Here is a 17,466-nt window from a genome sequence, read left to right as displayed (position 1 = left end):
CATTGTTGTCACATGCTTGTTTTTTTAAACGGTTCATATGTTTTGTTTAAGTTTGTTTCTGATCATCACACATTCATTTTATCTGTTTTTCATTCTTATGTATCAATCTTCTTGGATTTTTCTTGGTATGAAGACGTTTAGGAGCTTTACACGGTCATTTTAATCATGTATGATATGCATATTAAATATATGCATAGTAAATCTATGTATTAGGAGTGACCAGAAATGAAAGTAAGTAAAGAGCTTTTAAAGGGAAGTACAGCTACCCTGATTTTAAGCTTGTTAAATGAAAAGCCAATGTATGGATATGAAATGATCAAAGCATTGGAGGAGAAGTCTGAAGGTATTTTCAGCTTTAAAGAAGGAACAATCTATCCGATTTTGCACAACTTGGAGGGGAAAGAATTCATTATCTCTTACTGGGGCGAAGGGAATGGCAATCGGAAAAGAAAATATTACAAAATAAATGAACAAGGAAAAGCATTTATGCAAGAAAAGAAAGAAGAATGGGATGTTTTCAAAAATGCAGTCGATGGCGTGTTGAACGGAGTGAAAATCGCATGGGATTAGAAAAAAAGTTTGAAAAATATATGAAGAATGTATGTAAACGAGTCAAAAATAAAGATGTCCATTCGGAAATCAAGCTTGAACTTATGGATCATCTATACACGCTAAAAGAGGAAGCGATGAATGCTGGGATGTCTGAAGAAGAGGCGGTGGATCAAGCGCTAGAGCAAATTGGGGATGCGGCCATTCTTGGAGCGCAGCTTCATGAAACACATAAAACCGAAATGGATCTTAAAATGTTTCTTCTTGTATTAGCCGCTTGTTCTTTTGGACTGCTTATCATGTACTTTTTGCAGTTTCATTCGGGGTTTACAACTCTACAAGACATGAATATTTTTTATAAAAGTCTCGCCTTTTATTTAGTTGGACTAGTGCTTATGTTTGTTTTATTTTCCTTCGATTATCGGCGCTTATTGAAATACTCCTGGCATTTATATATAGGGACGCTTGGAATGGTGCTTCTGACGATGATTTTTGGCATAAGAGTAAACGGTGTTCTGTTTTTAAGATTAAGCGATATCTCAATCAATTTGACGGAGGTCGTACCATTTCTTGTGGCTGTTTCTTTAGCAGGTATTTTTCACTCTTGGAATTGGGAGAATGGTCTCAAAGCTTGGCTTGGAGTAGGGATTATGGCTTTACCAGTTATTCTAATCAGTGCGATTGGTTTTCTTCCTGCGACCGTTATCTGTTTTGTCATGTGTTTAACGATGATGTGTGTGTCTAGTGCTAGTTTAAGGCAAATCATTCCGCTGGCAGCAGCAGGCGGTATATATCTAATGTTTGAAATGTTTTCTCTTTTTCAAGCAGGTAGACAACTTTACACAGTCCATCAATTTAGTTCAAACGGACTTCAAATCATTCCTTCTGCAATGTCCGAGGTTCACACTGATTGGATGTTTACATATATCATTTTTTCATTTGGCTGGCTAGCAGGAGTCGTTGTACTTATGTTGTTTGTCATTTTTATTTACCGAATCTTTCATACAACAAAACGCGTAAAAATGGCTTATGGAAAAATGCTGATGACAGGTTTTGCAGCTGTGTTTGCAGCAAAATTGATTTTAAGCATTGTTACTAATTTCGGCTTTCTGCCTTTTTCTGGATTGTCCATGCCTTTCATGAGCTATGGCGGTTCTCATATTCTGCTTGAATTGATGGCTGTTGGGATGATTTTAAGTATTTATAGACGTAGAAAGGTGGAAGATATTGTGCGTCAAGAGGCAGAGAGCATTTCTTAAATAAAAGAATGAAATCTCTTCGCACTAGCTTGGGAGCCAGATGCGAAGAGATTTTGATTCGTCTGTTTTGTCACATGCTCGCAATATGCACAAAATCATTCTTTTTCGGAAAGATGAAGGTGAAGGTTGTGCCTTGATCTATCGTGGAGTTGACCTCGATCTTGATATGAAGAGCGTCTGCTCCTTTTTTTGTTAAATAGAGTCCCATTCCTGTTGAGGCTGTGTCATTGTGATGTCTAGTTGAGGTAAAGCCTTTTTCAAAAATACGTGGAAGGTCTCTTGGGTCAATTCCTCTGCCTTGATCTGTAATCGTCAGCATCACTTGGTCATCCATTTTCTTGCTTTCAATGGCAATATCGGACGATTGGCTGTACTTGACTGCATTTGTGAGTACCTGTCTGATCATAAAGGATAACCATTTTGTATCACTTAATACGTGACGTTCTTCTAGCGTGAGTTCAAAGCCGATCCCTTTTTGCATGCACCATGATTGGAGCGCTTTGATTTCCTTCGCTATGATGCTTTGCAGGTCCAGCTGTTCAATAAATAAATCATTTTCGATATGACGTATTCTGCTTTGATGCAGCTGGGCATCGAGTAATAAATGAATTCTGAGCCATTCGTACGTCATATTTGATTTCAGCGGCTGCTCTGTTAAGCGGTCAATCATCAAGTGCATCGCTGTGAGAGGTGTCTTCACTTCATGTATCCATGAGAGTAATTCATCCTTCTCTTCTTCAAGGGCAATTTGCTGTTCTGCTGCCATTTTTCGGTAGCGGGCAATTTGCTCAGACGTCGCATCATGTACAAGCTGTTCAAATGGGGAAGATGGCGTGAGCCGCATTGGATGATCAATATGGTCATCCCATTCTTTCAGCCGCTCATAATACGCCGTTTCTTTACGGTATCGGAAAAAGAGAAAGCCGATCATGAAAAACGTAGATAATAACACAATATAAAAAAGAGATGCCATTGGAATGGTCGTATCCAAATAAGCAACAAACAGAATGAGGAGCTGCAAACTAAGAAAGAACAGAATCCAGCTTCTTCGTTCTTTTAAAAATGCGTGCAGCATCATTGATCATCCTTTTCCTTTGCAAGATAGCCTTGGCCCACTTTTGTTTCAATGTAGGTGCCAAGGGAGATCTCATCTAGTTTTTTTCTAAGGCGATTGACGTTCACAGTAAGTGTATTGTCACTGACAAACCGTTCATCCTCCCACAGTGCTTGAATGAGTGATTCCCGGCTGACAATATGATTTTTATGCTGGATCAATTCCTTGAGAATAAACAGTTCATTTTTCGTTAATTCAACTTCACCGTGATCATTTGTGACGGTGTTTTTTTCTAGATCAATCGTAGCGCCGCACCATACCTTTAAGCTAGCCGGTTCTGCATTATAATCATGCACGCGGCGAAGAACGGCACTGACTTTGGCAATAAGCACGTCAAAGTGAAAGGGCTTTTGTACAAAATCATCGGCACCGAGCTGCATTGACATGACCATATCAGCAGGATGGTCACGTGAGGAGAGGAAGATGATTGGTACATTTGAATGATGCCGAATCATCCGGCACCAATGAAAGCCATCGTATTTTGGGAGCTGTATATCGATAATGACGAGATCAGGCTGAACAGAAGTGAATTCCTGCATCACCTGTTGAAAATCGTGAATCCCATAAACATCATAGGACCAGTTGACTAAACGTTCTTTGATTTCTTGGAAGAGGGTTGTATCATCCTCAATGAGTAAAATTTTAAACAAAACCAGCACCACACTTTTTGTATTCGCTTGTATGTCATTGTAGCGGAAAAAAGATGCTGCCGCTAGAAGCAGATAAGAAAAAAGCAAGGGAAGGGCTCCCTTGCTTCAGTTTATTTACCTAAAAAGTGCTTTTTAAAGAATGATAGTTGATACTCAAGTGTGAGCGGATCATTAAAATAGAATTCTTCTGCATTTGCCACATACACACGATGTTTTTTCACAGCTGGGATGGACTTGTAAATTTCACTGTTTTGATAGGAATTGTCCATTTCGCTGTTTTTACTAATGATCATATAGTCTCCAGCAAATTCAGGAATAACTTCTTGTGAAACCGCATAGTAGCCAGCCTTTAATGCTTTTTCTTTCACTTTTTCAGGCATTTTTAGTTTCATTGCTTGGTAAAGAATTTCTGTGCCGCGGCCCCATGCATCTCCAAACACGTAAAGATCTTTTGTGCCACTTTCAAACACAGAAACCGTCGCATCCTCGCCGATTTTTGCTTTAATTTCTTTTCCAGCTTCAGCTGCGCGTTCTTTAAAATCTTTTACCCATGCTTTGGCTTCTTTTTCTTTGTTTAATACTTTTCCAATTTCAATATGCTGCTGTAGGTAATCGACTTTGTTATACGTAAACAAGACGGTTGGTGCAATTTTTTTTAGTTTTTCTACATTTTTTGTATTGCTTAAGCCAATGATGACATCAGGCTTTAGCTTCATGATTTTTTCGACATTGGCATCCGACACTTCTTCCACATTTTTTAATTCCTTTTGGAAGCGTGGGTTCTTTTTTGACCAAGAGTCGACGCCGACCAGGTTCACACCAAGTGACATGACATTACCAGTGTAAGAACCAAGTACAACGACACGTTTTGGGTGCGCTGGCAGCTTCACAGGGCCATTTTCAGATTCATATGTAATTTTGTCTGATGATGTTGATTGATTTCCTTTATTTGAGGAAGAGCTGCTGCTATTGCCACATGCGCTCAATGCAAGTACAAAGATGAGCATCAGAGGGAACAATATTTTCTTCATGAATGTAGACTCCTTTGAAATCGGCACATTAGCCGGGTATTTGATTGTATGAGTGATAATGATAATTATTATCACTTGGATATCATATCATAGAAGTGCGGTCTGTTGTCAATTACATTTTGATAGTTTGTGATAAAAAATAGGAGGGGAGATTTTTGGTAGAAAAAAAGATCAAGGCAGCATGTGTCCTGATCTTTTTTCTTATTTAAACCAGCCTTTTTCTTTTGAGCGTGTAATGGCTTCAATGCGGTTTTTCACTTCTAGCTTATCTAAAATAATGGAAATGTAGTTTCGGACAGTGCCGCTTTTAATGCTGAGCTCCTTCGCAATTTCTTTTGTGTTTTTGCCGTCGGCGACGAGTTCAAGGACTGATTTCTCTCGATCTGTTAAAGGGTTTTCGTCACTATATAAGTCTTCCATTAATTCAGGGGCGTACACCTTTTTCCCTTTCATCACACTGCGAATGGCACTTGCCAGATCTTCACTTGGACTATCTTTCAGCATATAGCCGCTGACGCCAGCTTTGAGCGCCCTTTGGAAATAACCAGAGCGGGCAAAGGTCGTTAAAATGATGATTTTTACATCTGTTCCTTTGAGCTCTTCCGCTGCATCAAGTCCCGTTTTTCCTGGCATTTCAATATCCATTAAGCAAATATCAACAGGGTGTTTTTTGGCAAAATCGATGGCGTCCTGACCGTTCGTACCTTTCCCAACAACCGTCATATCGTCTTCTAAATCAAGAAGTGAACCGAGCGCACCGAGCAGCATTTGCTGATCTTCTGCGATAAAGATGTTGATCATTTCATCCCCTCCTTGTCTTTTGCTGCTGAATCATTTGGAATGCTCATGATCAGCTTTGTTCCGTCCTTTGTCTCAATACGCAGGCGCCCATTTGCAAATTCCAATCTTTCTCTAATTCCTAAAAGGCCATGCCCCTTCATTGGAGAGAGTGGATCATCGCCTTTAAATGTCCCGTCATCCTCAACGGTGATGATAGCTTCCTTTGATTTTTGATGAATGGTGACTTTGCAAACGGTCGCATCACTATGTTTGACGACATTTGTCACGGCCTCTTTGATGCACATGCTTACAATGTTTTCGTTAAGAAGAGAGATGTGTTTTGGCGCTTCCTTTTCATCATAAATCAATTCAATCCCCGCTGCTTCGAGAATTTGCTCGATGTTCGACATTTCATCCTTGATCCGAATACCTTTCATGGAGGAAACAATTTTCCGCACTTCATTGAGAGACGTTCTGGCTGTTTGCTGGATGCTTTTCAGTTCGGCGCGTGCCTGCTCTGGGTCTTTATAAACCAGTTTTCGGGCAAGATCACTCTTTAAACCGATGAGGGAAAGCTTTTGTCCAAGGGTATCATGCAGATCACGTGCAATGCGCTGCCTTTCTTCAATTTTTACAAGGTCAGCGATCCGTTCATTGGCATCTTCTAATTTCTCTTCGAGCCGTTCACGTTCCTTCCTGCTTCGAATGCTGAGAGGGAGGAGAATGGCACTAATGAGTGTAATGAGAACCAAGGGGATTTGCGTGAGAAACCAGCCCTTTTTTAAGATCAGACTGAAGTTTACAGCAATGGCGGCGCTCCCGACATGAATATAGTATAAGATATAGAAAGGTACTTTTCTTTTAATATGCCCATTGAAATAGGCGATGCAAAAAGCGAAATAAATGTAGCTGTAGAGCATGACATAGCCAGTAGAAATCGCAATCAAGAGAAGGCCTAATACATATAAAGACCAGCCTTTTGCGATAAAGGCAAAACGATAGACAGCGAAAAAGACAACGTTCAAAATAATGCCGATTACAATGCCTAAAGTCGAAGGAGCCTTAATGATAAAATAAAAGGGAAGGATGAAAAAAATGGCCCATATATAGGGAGAAATCCCATGTAATTTTTGAATTTTTAACTGTTTTTTCATCCGTGTGCCACCTTTTCCGTTTTCGTTCTTTTTCCTTACTTTATCAAATTCAACTTATGGTTGCATCCTGTAAATGACAACAAGCTCCTTCTAGTGTAAGAAAGAGCTTGCACCAATTATGCATTTTTCTTTAGAATGTCTCCTTTAATGACAGGTGCGGGCATCTTCTTAGATTGCCGTGCTTCTTTAAAGGTAACGAATGCTTTCGTTTCTTCATCCCAAAGTCTAAATTTCATTGATTCGATACTTGTTTTTAAAGTGATGGTTGGAACATTTTGAAGCGGCTCACTATGATCATGTGCATGTTCCAAGTGATAATTCGGTACCCTCGGACTTAAATGATGAACATGGTGATAGCCGATATTGCCTGTTAACCACTGAAGAAGCTTTGGCAATTTGTAAAAAGAACTGCCTTCTACTGCCGCCTGCACATAATTCCAATGTTCATCTTCTTCAAAGTAAGAATCCTCAAATGTATGCTGCACATAAAACAGCCATACACCGATTGATCCTGAGATCAGGAAGATTGGACCTTGGACAAGCAGGAACTCCTGCCAGCCAAAAAGTAGACACGTTGCAGCTGCTAGCGCAATGATGCTCACATTTGTGAAATACGTGTTCCAGCGCTCTTTTTTACGAGCATTTTTGACGTTGAAACGGTTTTTTAAGAGAAAAACAAAGATCGGTCCTAAAATAAACATCACAAAAGGATTACGATAAAATCTGTAGCGGAATTTCGTCCATGCAGATGCTTCTTGATATTCTTTGACTGTCAGGAGCCAAATGTCACCAGTACCTCGTTTGTCTAAATTACTGCTTGTGGCATGGTGAATTGAATGATCTCTTTGCCATTGAAGATAAGGGAAAAGGGTGAGTACACCCGTTATGAAACCAAACAGGTGATTCAGCGGCTTCTGTTTAAAAAAGGATTGGTGGCAGCAGTCGTGAAAAATAATAAAGACACGTACTAAAAAACCAGCTGCAATAACCGCAAAGAAGAGGGTTAAAAGGTAGGAGATGTTCAGGCTATAATAGGCAAGAAACCAAAGCCCCAAAAATGGAATAAATGTATTAAGGAGTTGCATGATACTTTTTTTTGAATCAGCACCAGAGAATTGGCCAACTTGTTTTCTTAAAGTGGCTTGCTGCTGTGTGTTTGTTGAAGTCGTCATGAACGTTCAAGTCCTTTCCGTTTCTTTCTACTTCAAAGTATAGAAGGAAAGGTGTCATGCTCATAGTAGCACCCATCATGTATTCGATATGACATTTGTCATGTTGATTGCAGGAAAGGCTGATGGTATCAGGGTTTGTAAGCTTATTTTATTTTAAATAAAAAAGTAAAGGCGATTCGCCTTTACTTTTTATGAACGTGCTTCATGAACTTTTAACTGTTTGCCTTTAATGGTTGTGTGGCGCATAGCATTTAGCACAAGAGGGCCTTTGCCGTTTAAAATATCGACATATGTTTTCGTATCTTGAATGGTAATAATCCCAATGTCATCAAAGGCAACGCCTTCTATTTTGGCAATGGTCCCAACGAAATCAACGGCCCGCAGCTTTTTTTTCTTCCCACCGTTAAAATAAAGCTTCATAATATCTTTCTCAACGCCCGCCTGTTTATTTTCCTTTTGAACTGGCGTTTCAATCTTTTCTTCAAAGCCTTCTACATGCGGCTCTGCATCTTCCTTTGTTGGATAAGGCTGCGTTTTGAAATCAATACCTGCTTCCTGCTTTAATTCATCAATTAGAGGTTTTGCATTTTTCGTCATAAACGCAATGGTTTTTCCGCTTTTTCCCGCTCTGCCTGTTCTTCCTGTTCGGTGAATATAGCGCTCTTTTTCATAGGGGAGGTCATAATGAATCACATGTGTCATGTCACTGACATCAATGCCCCGGGCTGCTATATCGGTTGCGATCAAATAACGGAATTCCCCGTTTTTGAATTCATCCATAACAGCGAAACGGTCTTCCTGTCTCATGCCTCCATGAATTTTGTCACAAGGCACATCCCAATCATCCAGCTTCATCGTGAGTTCATTGACTCGATCCTGTGTATTACAGAAAATAATGCAGCTATCTGGATTTTCAATGACGATCGTACGCTGAAGAAGAGAGAATTTCGCTTCTTCTTCCGTTTCAATCACGGTGTGGGTGATTTGTGGTACAGACGTTTCCGCGCGTGCAATTTCAATTACTTTTGGTGATTGTAAAAACTGTTCACTTAATTTCTTCATCTCATCAGACATGGTCGCTGAAAAGAGCATTGACATGCGCTTTGGCGGCAGATACTCAATAATAGAAGAAACTTGCTCAATAAATCCCATGTTCAGCATTTCATCCGCTTCATCTAACACGAAAAATTTAAGGTTTTCTAAGGAAAGAGTACCTTTCTCAAGGTGATCCAAGACTCGTCCTGGTGTTCCGCACACAATGTGGTTTTTTTGTGCAAGCTCTACTTTTTGGGCTTGAAAAGGGGCTTTTCCATAAATGGCTGCGGCTTTAATTCGTTTCAATCGTCCAAGGCTTGTAAGGTCCTGTTTTACCTGCATGGCGAGTTCTCGCGTTGGAACGAGGATGAGGGCTTGAGGTTTATTTTCAGCCCAATCGACCATTTCACAAATCGGCAGACCATAGGCTGCGGTCTTCCCGCTGCCAGTCTGAGATTTGACGATCAGATCCTGCCTTGTAAAAGCAACGGATAATGTCTCGTGCTGAACAGGTGTAGGTGTATGGAAGTGAAGTGCTTTTAGCGCTTGTTTTAAATCATCGCTTAATGGATATTGATCAAATTGTTGTAATGTCATCGTGTTCTCCTTTTCGTACATTCATACTTGTGACATCATACCATAATCATGACCGTGAATGAAAAAACATGAAAAAAAGCCCCATAAAGGAGCTTTTTGATTAAAGGAATCTGCGTTTTACTTTTTCCCAGTAGGAGTTGTCTTTTAATTTTACCGTTTTAATGACTTTTCCTGAAAGGCCGATGTCGATTTGTTTGACGTGTTTTGTGCCAAGCGCTTCGTTATCAAGCCCGATAATCGGATGGTCGTTTCCGTCCTGCACAACCTTCAGCGTTAGCTTGCGGTCACTGCTTAAGATGAAAGGAGCGCCCAGTGTACGGTACGAGTTGTTGTTTAGCGATGCAAGCTCTGTGACTTGCATACAAGGGAGCATCGGATCAACCACGGCACCGTTTACCGATTTATTGTAGGCTGTTGAGCCAGTCGGAGTAGAAATAATCATTCCGTCTCCTCTAAATGTTTCAAAGTGGAAATCATCTATATACACATCGATCACAAATGTTTTAATAATACTTGAGCGGATCGACAGTTCATTTAAGCAATGAAATTGATTGGTACTGTCAACGCTTACATCAATGATCGGATATTTTCTCACTTCAATCTGTTCAGTGTTCATGGCATCAATCATTTTATCAAAATGTTCTAATGAAAAATCGCAGTATAGATGCGAATTCTCTGTTTTTGATACCCCTACATATAAGCAGTCATCCCGGAAGTTCGTTTTGCGGACTGCTTGAAGAAATGTGCCATCTCCGCCAATTGAAGCAATAATATGGGCATCCTCTGCACGCTTGACGACTTGAAAGCCTTGATCGGTAGCGAGCTTCTCCAGAGAAGAAATGTGTCCATCCAATTCATGATCTTTTTTGTAAAAGAAAAATACATTGCGACGATTGTCTGTCATTGACGTTCTCCCCTTCGTTGTCAAAAGTAGATTTAGAGTAATAAAGGGCTTACATATGAAGCCTTGCTCACATTTTACACTTTTTTCATATGAAAGTAAAAACATTAGAAAAACCTTCATGATGGTGGCATTCATTTTTAGAAATGAGTCAATGTAAGGGATTTGAAAAGGGCAAAATTTGAGCATAATTGAATAGCTGTTTTCTTATGAAAGAGTGTATTAGGTGTTTTGTTGTGGTGAAGACCTAGCCTAATAGGTGCAGAGAGAGGATAAAAAAGCCAATTTTTCGTCACACGTATCTCTTGGCAGACGATGTAAAGTTGATCGTGAAAGAAGAGAGGTGCTATCATATGATGAAATGAAATGTAAAAAAACCACAATTCCTGTGAAACATTTCATGTGAATATTCGTATCAATGAAGAGAGACAAAAAGGAGGAGAAAAAGATGAATGCGAAAAGATGGGTAGCGTTAATCATTGCACTTGGAGTTTTCGGATTTTCAATTGTGATTAGTGTCACGACGGCTTTGTATGAAAGCTTCAATGACAATAAAATGAGCTATCAATTTGGGGATGAAATAGAAGAGAAGGTACTAGAGGATGGAAGCGGTGCTGGAAAAATAGCGGTTCTTGAGATTAATGGAACCATTCAAGATAATGGCGGCGCATCAAGTCTATTAGGCGGAGAAGGCTATGATCATCGTGCATTCCTCAAGGAACTAGAAAAAGCGAAAGATGATGCTTCAGTAAAAGGTGTACTGCTACGCGTTAACTCTCCTGGCGGCGGTGTCTATGAAAGTGCAGAAATACATAAAAAATTAGAAGAAGTGAAAAAAGCGAAGAAGCCGATTTACGTCTCCATGGGCTCTATGGCAGCTTCTGGCGGCTACTACGTATCAACTCCAGCCAAAAAAATCTTTGCTTCACCTGAAACATTAACAGGATCGTTAGGTGTGATCATGCAAAGCTTGAACTATTCAAAGCTGGCAGACAATTTAGGTATTAAATACGAAACAATTAAGAGCGGAAAATTCAAAGACATCATGTCACCAAATCGTGACATGACAAAAGATGAGCGCGACATCATGCAAAGCATGGTGGATAATTCGTATGAAGGATTTGTCAAAGTGATCTCTGAAGGACGCGGCATGTCAAAACAGAACGTCAAGAAAATTGCTGACGGCCGGGTCTATGACGGAACACAGGCGAAATCGAACGGATTAGTCGATGAGCTTGGATATTATGAAGATGCAATCAAAGCAATGAAGAAAAATGAAAAAGGGTTAAAAGGAGCGACAGTGATCAGCTATTCTCAAAGCTTTGGCTGGAACTCTCTCTTCAATATGAGCGCAAGCAAACTCTTTAAAAGTGAAATTGATTTTCTCAATCTAAAAGAAACACTGGCTGGCTCAAATGGGTCTAAACCGATGTATCTCTATTCAAAATAAAGGAGGGATCATAGATGGATTCTACATTCGATGAAGTAACCGAAAGCCGTAGCCAAGAAGAATCGAATCCGGCTCTTGCGAAACGTGCAGTGATTGAAGCACAGGCGTTTGCAGGCTTTTGGATTAGGTTTTGGGCGTTTATTCTTGATTGGCTCGTCGTCTGGGGTGTCAACCATTTGACGGTTTCTCCAATCTTTAGTCTGTTCGGCTGGTCCAAAGGAGGAGGATGGTTTTCTCCATTCTCCGTCACAACGACGATTGTATTCCTGCTTTATTTCGCCATCATGACGAAATTCTTTCAGCAAACACTTGGGAAAATGGTGTTTGGAATCAAAGTGGTCTCACTTCAGCCTGAGAAGAAGCTGGCATGGGATGTCATTTTCTTTAGAGAGATTGTAGGACGCTATATCAATACGCTCTTTGTTCTCTATGCTGTTGTTGGATTCACACCGAAAAAGCAAGGGGTTCATGATTACTTTGCTGATACGGTGGTCGTCCATGAACACCTATATGAAAAAACAGAAGCAAACGTATAATCAGAGGAGTTTGGCCGGGTACCGGTCAAACTCTTTTTTTTATGATTGGGTATAAAATCCAGAATGAGAGCCATAATCGTAGAGGAAGCATCATTTGTTATGAAGGAAGTGAGCACAGTGCTTTACGTTTGGATCGCAGCTTTTTTGTTCCTTGGAATCTTATTAATCTTCATGAAAGTGACCATTTCACTGGATTATTCACATGCAAATGACGATGATCATCTTGCACTGAAGATCATCACCTTATATGGAATCATCAGACTCAAAAAAGACATTCCGATGGTGAGGGTCAATCCAGAGGATCAAACGATTGATATACGTGAAAAGAAAATGGCGAGCGCCAAAACCCCTAGTCACGAAAAAGAATCCATACATAAAAAAGTGGGAAAACGTGATATGAAGCAAATCCTTCATCAAATGGAGCGCATCACAAAAGAGATCGTCGATTTAAACCGGATCATGCGTAAATTCTTCATTCGCATGAGAATTGTATCGTTTCACTGGTCAACATGGATCGGCTTTCATGACGCCGCTTTGACAGGTGTAGCAGCCGGCGGTGTATGGTCAGTGAAAGGAGCACTACTTGCCTTTATGCAGGAGCATCTCACCTTTAAGCATAAACCGGTATATGAAGTCATTCCTGCCTTTCAGCACAATGTGTCACAGACCCAGTTTACATGTATAGCTTATTTTCGTATTGGACATGCTATGCTTGCAGCCATTCGTTTACTTGTTCATTGGTTAAAAGGAAGAAAGGCGAGAAAAAGTGCCTCTCTTCAAGCAACGAAGAATGAATCATCTGTTTAAGGAGGAACCCGAAAATGGCAGATCATCCAATCCAAGGTCTTATGAAGACAGCGATGGAAAACTTAAAAGAAATGATAGATGTGAATACGATCATCGGCGATCCAGTCGAAACCCCTGACGGCAGTGTCATCCTCACTGTGTCGAAGGTTGGTTTTGGATTTGCAGCCGGCGGCAGTGAATTTAACGGGAACCAAAAGAAAGAAAAACGTTCTGATGATCAAGAACGAAAAGAACCGAGACTCCCATTTGGCGGAGGAAGCGGCGGAGGTGTGTCTATTACACCAATCGCCTTCTTAATTGTCGGAACAAACGGCGTTCGAATGCTTCATTTGGATGAACATACACATCTGCTTGATAAAATATTGGATTCTGCTCCTCAAGCAATTGAACGTCTTCAGCACATGTTTAAGAAGGATGAACGGGAGAACCGTCATAAAGAACGAAAACTAGATGACATAGACCTTTAAAAAGTTAGCTGCGCTGCAGTTAACTTTTTTTTCAAAAGCGAAGATTAGGCTTTGCAGTTTTTTGCTTTCTCTACTATGATAGAACCATACATTTGATAAGGGAGGAATTGTTTTGGCATCGATCACATTTAAAGGGAGTTCTGTCACGCTTGTAGGAAATGAAGTAAAAGTAGGCGAGCAGGCTCCGGATTTCACGGTATTAACGAACTCACTAGGGGAAGTTTCACTTTCTGATTTAACAGGAAAAGTGACGATCATCTCAGTGATTCCTTCTATTGATACAGGTGTGTGTGACGCACAAACAAGACGTTTCAATGAAGAGGCAGCCGGTTTAGGTCCGGTCAATATCTATACAATTAGTGCAGACCTTCCATTTGCACAAGCACGCTGGTGCGGAGCAAACGGAATTGAAAATGTCGAAACATTATCTGATCACAGAGATATGTCATTTGGTGAAGCATTCGGTGTGTATATGAAAGAATTGCGTTTATTGGCGCGTGCAGTTTTCGTATTAGACCCTAATGGGAAAGTGGTTTACACTGAATACGTAAGCGAAGCAACGAATCACCCAAATTATGAAAAAGCCATTGAAGCTGCAAAATCACTGTTATAAAAGCAGCATCGACAAGAGCTCCGGCTTCATACTGGGGCTCTTTTCAATGAGAACATATAGCTTTTAACAAAGCGAGGAGAGAAAAGCATTGCAGAAAGATCAAGTAAGTACGATTTTCGAGCTGCTCGATACAGCTTCTATTCGATTAAAAAAGGACCAAAGCATTTCCTATATTGAGGCATTAGCTGAAGCAGGAGAAGCCTTTTTCCAAGCAAATGATCGAGACGGTTTACTAAAGGATTTAATAGAGAAAGCAGATTTTGCCTCTTATGATCATGAGCAGATTCGTAAAGCGTTTCAGCTCGCCGTATTGAAAGGACAAAAGGATATTTCCCATCCAAATCGTCAGATGACACCAGATACGATCGGGCTGTTTGTCAGCTACTTGGTGAATAAATTTTTAGAAGGACAAAAAGAGCTAGTTGTCTTTGATCCAGCAGCAGGAACAGGGAACTTACTGCTTGCTGTCTTAAATAATCTGACTGCAGAAACAAAGCGCGGCTTTGCGTCTGAAATTGATGATGTCCTCATTAAAATTGCATGGGCACAGGCGAACTTGGAAGAGAAGGAAGTCGAGCTTTTCCATCAAGACAGTCTTGAGCCGCTTTTGATCTCTCCAGTAGATGTCACTGTATGCAGTCTGCCAGTTGGTTATTATCCAAATGATGAGCGTGCAGCAGACTATGAATTAAAGGCAAAAGAAGGACATGCCTTTGCGCATTATTTATTTATTGAACAAAGCCTTCGTTATACAAAAGAAGGCGGCTTCTTGTTCTTCATCATTCCAAACGATTTGTTTGAAGGAAAAGAAAGCGTGCAATTAAAGGACTTTATCAAAGATCATGCATATATGAATGCATTAATTCAGCTGCCGGTCTCCATGTTCAAGGACAAAAAGCACGCCAAAAGCTTGTTTGTGATGCAAAAGAAAAAGGAAGGGCTCGAAGCACCAAAACGGATGCTGTTTGCCAATCTACCGTCTTTCTCACAAAAAGAATCAATGTTGGGTGTAATGAGAAAATTAGACCAATGGTTTATAGAAGAAAAAGAAACGAAAGAATAGCCAGAGTGATGTCTGGCTTTTTTATTATTCAGAAAATATCGACTTATCGATGTAAGCGATAACAGTTCGAAGGTGCACTTGAAATGCAAAGTTTTCAATGTTTAAATGAAAAAGTCAGATATTTTTCGGACTTATCGTTAAACTATAAAAGACCCGTCATACAGGTTGAATATAGCACCGGAAAAAACGTGAAACCTTATATAACAACTGAGTAAAAGGAGCGACAAGAATGTCTAAAATTATTGCAATCAACGCAGGAAGCTCATCTCTTAAATTCCAATTGTTCGACATGCCAGAAGAAACCGTTTTAACAAAAGGTCTTGTTGAAAGAATCGGAATGGACAACAGTATCTTCACGATTTCTGTAGATGGAGAAAAGAAAACAGAAGTCACAGATATTCCAGATCATGCAGTAGCGGTTAAAATGCTACTTGAAAAACTAATTGAATTTAACATCATCAAAGACTTTAATGAAATTGATGGCGTAGGACACCGTGTTGTTCACGGTGGAGAGAAATTCAGCGACTCTGTTCTTTTAACTGATGAAGTCATCAATGACATTGATCAGCTTTCAGAGCTAGCACCACTGCACAACCCTGCAAACGTTGTAGGAATCAAAGCATTCAAACAAATTCTGCCTGACGTACCAGCGATTGCTGTGTTCGATACAGCTTTCCACCAAACAATGCCAGAGCAGTCTTACCTATACAGCCTTCCGTACGACTACTACAAAAACTTTGGTATTCGTAAATACGGATTCCACGGGACAAGCCATAAGTTCGTAACAGAGCGTGCATCAGAGCTATTAGGCCGTCCTCTTGAAGAGCTTCGTCTGATTTCTTGTCACCTTGGAAATGGTGCGAGTATCGCAGCAGTTGAAGGCGGAAGATCAATTGATACTTCAATGGGCTTCACGCCGCTTGCGGGTGTTGCAATGGGTACACGTTCAGGTAACATTGACCCTGCTCTTATTCCATTTATTATGGAGAAAACAGGACATACAGCTGAAGAAGTACTTTCTACTTTGAATAAGAAGAGTGGTCTTTTAGGTGTGTCTGGTCTATCAAGTGATCTTCGTGATATCGAAGAAGCAACAGAAGAAGGAAACGACCGTGCAGAAGTAGCTCTTGATATTTTTGCAAGCCGTATTCATAAATACATCGGTTCTTATGCAGCGAGAATGAATGGCGTAGATGCGATCATCTTCACAGCTGGAATCGGTGAAAACAGTTCAGAAGTTAGAGCACGTGTCCTTCGTGGCCTAGAATTCATGGGTGTTTACTGGGATCCTTCTCTTAACAACATGAGAGGCGAAGAAGCATTCATCAGCTACCCGCACTCTCCTGTAAAAGTGATCGTGATTCCAACGAACGAAGAAGTTATGATTGCAAGAGACGTTATGCGTTTAGCGTAATCAAAATGAAGAGCTCAGCGTGTAGACAAACCCTCGCATTCGTTGTCAGTCCTGCGCGCTGGTGCTCACGAATGACAAATTCGCTCCGCGCCAGTGCTCGTCCTTCCTAGACTGCAAAGGTTTTCTATCACGCTGAAAAGAAGACAAAGGGCTAAAATCAACATCATTTTAGCCCTTTGTCTACAATCTAAGCTCTTTTCCAATAAGGAAAAGAGCTTTTTTCTGTTAAAAGCAGCATGCTATAATGTTGTCCAATACGAAGCAAAAGGGAGCGGTGCGAAAAATGAGCGTGACAGAACATAAACGTGAGGCGAAAGCGAGGCTTTATGTGAAAATCATTACGGTCAGCGACACAAGAACGAAAGAAACAGATCAAAGCGGCCGTCTAATGATTGATTTGCTTAAAGAACAGGGACATCTCATTCTTGCATACGATATTGTAAAAGATGACATTGGAGCGATCCAAGACGCTGTGCTAGAGGGAACAAGCGAACCAAAAATAGATGCTGTCTTGTTAAACGGGGGCACAGGAATTGCCGCAAGGGATGTCACCATTGAAGCGATCACCCCGCTTTTCTCCAAGGAGCTGCCTGGCTTTGGCGAAATTTTCCGCATGCTAAGCTATACAGAAGACATCGGTTCAGCCGCTATCTTGTCCCGTGCCGCGGCTGGGGTCGTCAATCAAAAAGCTGTCTTTGCCACACCAGGTTCTACTGGAGCTGTTCGTTTAGCCATGACAAAACTCATCATTCCAGAGCTTCCTCACGTCTTACGAGAGCTTGAAAAGGATCAAAAATAGTCCAAAATGACTCTGCCAAGAAAATTTGGCGGAGTTTTTTTCATAAAGGGGTTGAAAAAACAATTTTTCCTTGTT

Annotated in this window: 18 protein-coding genes; 10 read left to right on the top strand and 8 right to left on the bottom strand. The window is 40.6% G+C overall.

The window, feature by feature from the left end; translation table 11 throughout:
- Positions 1 to 225 precede the first annotated feature (225 nt).
- The gene (locus MHB83_RS18100; RefSeq protein ID WP_003216467.1) at positions 226 to 570 is read left to right on the top strand and encodes a PadR family transcriptional regulator; all 345 of its coding nucleotides are present in this window, start codon (positions 226 to 228) and stop codon (positions 568 to 570) included.
- The gene (locus MHB83_RS18095) at positions 561 to 1,808 is read left to right on the top strand and encodes an FtsW/RodA/SpoVE family cell cycle protein (protein ID WP_335355726.1); all 1,248 of its coding nucleotides are present in this window, start codon (positions 561 to 563) and stop codon (positions 1,806 to 1,808) included. The genes MHB83_RS18100 and MHB83_RS18095 overlap by 10 nt, the downstream gene beginning before the upstream one ends.
- 70 nt (positions 1,809 to 1,878) lie before the next feature.
- Here the strand turns inward: MHB83_RS18095 and MHB83_RS18090 are convergent, their stop codons facing one another.
- The 8 genes from MHB83_RS18090 to MHB83_RS18055 form a co-directional block, all read right to left on the bottom strand.
- On the bottom strand, positions 1,879 to 2,883 hold the full coding sequence (locus MHB83_RS18090; RefSeq protein WP_335355725.1) for a sensor histidine kinase: 1,005 nt from the start codon (positions 2,881 to 2,883) through the stop codon (positions 1,879 to 1,881).
- Positions 2,883 to 3,572 (bottom strand): response regulator transcription factor, encoded by a 690-nt coding sequence (locus MHB83_RS18085; protein ID WP_148660152.1) that lies wholly within the window; start codon positions 3,570 to 3,572, stop codon positions 2,883 to 2,885. Before MHB83_RS18085 ends, MHB83_RS18090 begins: the two co-directional genes overlap by 1 nt.
- 110 nt (positions 3,573 to 3,682) lie before the next feature.
- Positions 3,683 to 4,603, bottom strand: a complete 921-nt coding sequence (locus MHB83_RS18080) for an iron-hydroxamate ABC transporter substrate-binding protein (RefSeq protein WP_003216500.1) — start codon at positions 4,601 to 4,603, stop codon at positions 3,683 to 3,685.
- 201 nt (positions 4,604 to 4,804) lie between these two features.
- Positions 4,805 to 5,404 (bottom strand): response regulator transcription factor, encoded by a 600-nt coding sequence (locus tag MHB83_RS18075; RefSeq protein WP_058015072.1) that lies wholly within the window; start codon positions 5,402 to 5,404, stop codon positions 4,805 to 4,807.
- On the bottom strand, positions 5,401 to 6,537 hold the full coding sequence (locus MHB83_RS18070; protein WP_003216252.1) for a sensor histidine kinase: 1,137 nt from the start codon (positions 6,535 to 6,537) through the stop codon (positions 5,401 to 5,403). Before MHB83_RS18070 ends, MHB83_RS18075 begins: the two co-directional genes overlap by 4 nt.
- A gap of 116 nt (positions 6,538 to 6,653) precedes the next feature.
- On the bottom strand, positions 6,654 to 7,709 hold the full coding sequence (locus tag MHB83_RS18065; protein WP_310426559.1) for a fatty acid desaturase: 1,056 nt from the start codon (positions 7,707 to 7,709) through the stop codon (positions 6,654 to 6,656).
- A 189-nt stretch (positions 7,710 to 7,898) separates the two neighbouring features.
- Positions 7,899 to 9,341, bottom strand: a complete 1,443-nt coding sequence (locus MHB83_RS18060) for a DEAD/DEAH box helicase (RefSeq protein WP_342496528.1) — start codon at positions 9,339 to 9,341, stop codon at positions 7,899 to 7,901.
- Positions 9,342 to 9,441: 100 nt separating this feature from the next.
- Complete coding sequence (locus MHB83_RS18055; protein WP_003216672.1) at positions 9,442 to 10,245, bottom strand: NAD kinase; 804 nt, start codon at positions 10,243 to 10,245, stop codon at positions 9,442 to 9,444.
- Between the two features lie 445 nt (positions 10,246 to 10,690).
- On the opposite strand from MHB83_RS18055, the gene sppA reads away from it, so the two are divergent.
- The 8 genes from sppA to MHB83_RS18015 all read left to right on the top strand — a co-directional run bounded on the left by sppA (position 10,691) and on the right by MHB83_RS18015 (position 17,391).
- On the top strand, positions 10,691 to 11,692 hold the full coding sequence (sppA, locus tag MHB83_RS18050; RefSeq protein WP_050943576.1) for a signal peptide peptidase SppA: 1,002 nt from the start codon (positions 10,691 to 10,693) through the stop codon (positions 11,690 to 11,692).
- A gap of 14 nt (positions 11,693 to 11,706) precedes the next feature.
- Entirely contained in the window at positions 11,707 to 12,228 is a 522-nt protein-coding gene (locus MHB83_RS18045; RefSeq protein WP_050943577.1) for an RDD family protein, read from the top strand.
- A 99-nt stretch (positions 12,229 to 12,327) separates the two neighbouring features.
- Positions 12,328 to 13,035: a DUF2953 domain-containing protein gene (locus tag MHB83_RS18040; protein WP_106032619.1), complete on the top strand. Its 708-nt coding sequence runs from the start codon at positions 12,328 to 12,330 to the stop codon at positions 13,033 to 13,035.
- A 14-nt stretch (positions 13,036 to 13,049) separates the two neighbouring features.
- Complete coding sequence (gene ytfJ / locus MHB83_RS18035) at positions 13,050 to 13,502, top strand: GerW family sporulation protein (protein ID WP_003216488.1); 453 nt, start codon at positions 13,050 to 13,052, stop codon at positions 13,500 to 13,502.
- 112 nt (positions 13,503 to 13,614) lie between these two features.
- A complete protein-coding gene (gene tpx / locus MHB83_RS18030; protein WP_003216787.1) occupies positions 13,615 to 14,115 on the top strand; it encodes a thiol peroxidase in 501 nt (166 codons plus the stop codon).
- 88 nt (positions 14,116 to 14,203) lie between these two features.
- On the top strand, positions 14,204 to 15,178 hold the full coding sequence (locus MHB83_RS18025) for a class I SAM-dependent methyltransferase (RefSeq protein WP_003216620.1): 975 nt from the start codon (positions 14,204 to 14,206) through the stop codon (positions 15,176 to 15,178).
- Positions 15,179 to 15,407: 229 nt separating this feature from the next.
- Positions 15,408 to 16,592 carry an acetate kinase gene (locus MHB83_RS18020; protein ID WP_003216471.1) on the top strand — a complete coding sequence of 395 codons (1,185 nt, stop codon included), beginning with the start codon at positions 15,408 to 15,410 and terminating at the stop codon, positions 16,590 to 16,592.
- 283 nt (positions 16,593 to 16,875) lie between these two features.
- Positions 16,876 to 17,391, top strand: coding sequence for a molybdenum cofactor biosynthesis protein B (locus MHB83_RS18015; protein WP_342496527.1), 516 nt, complete (start codon positions 16,876 to 16,878; stop codon positions 17,389 to 17,391).
- Positions 17,392 to 17,466: the final 75 nt, after the last annotated feature.

Source organism: Bacillus sp. FSL K6-3149, assembly GCF_038630515.1.
Classification (GTDB): domain Bacteria; phylum Bacillota; class Bacilli; order Bacillales; family Bacillaceae; genus Bacillus; species Bacillus pumilus.
Note: the sequence above shows the minus strand (reverse complement) of the source record. Positions and strands in the feature narration are given on the sequence as shown.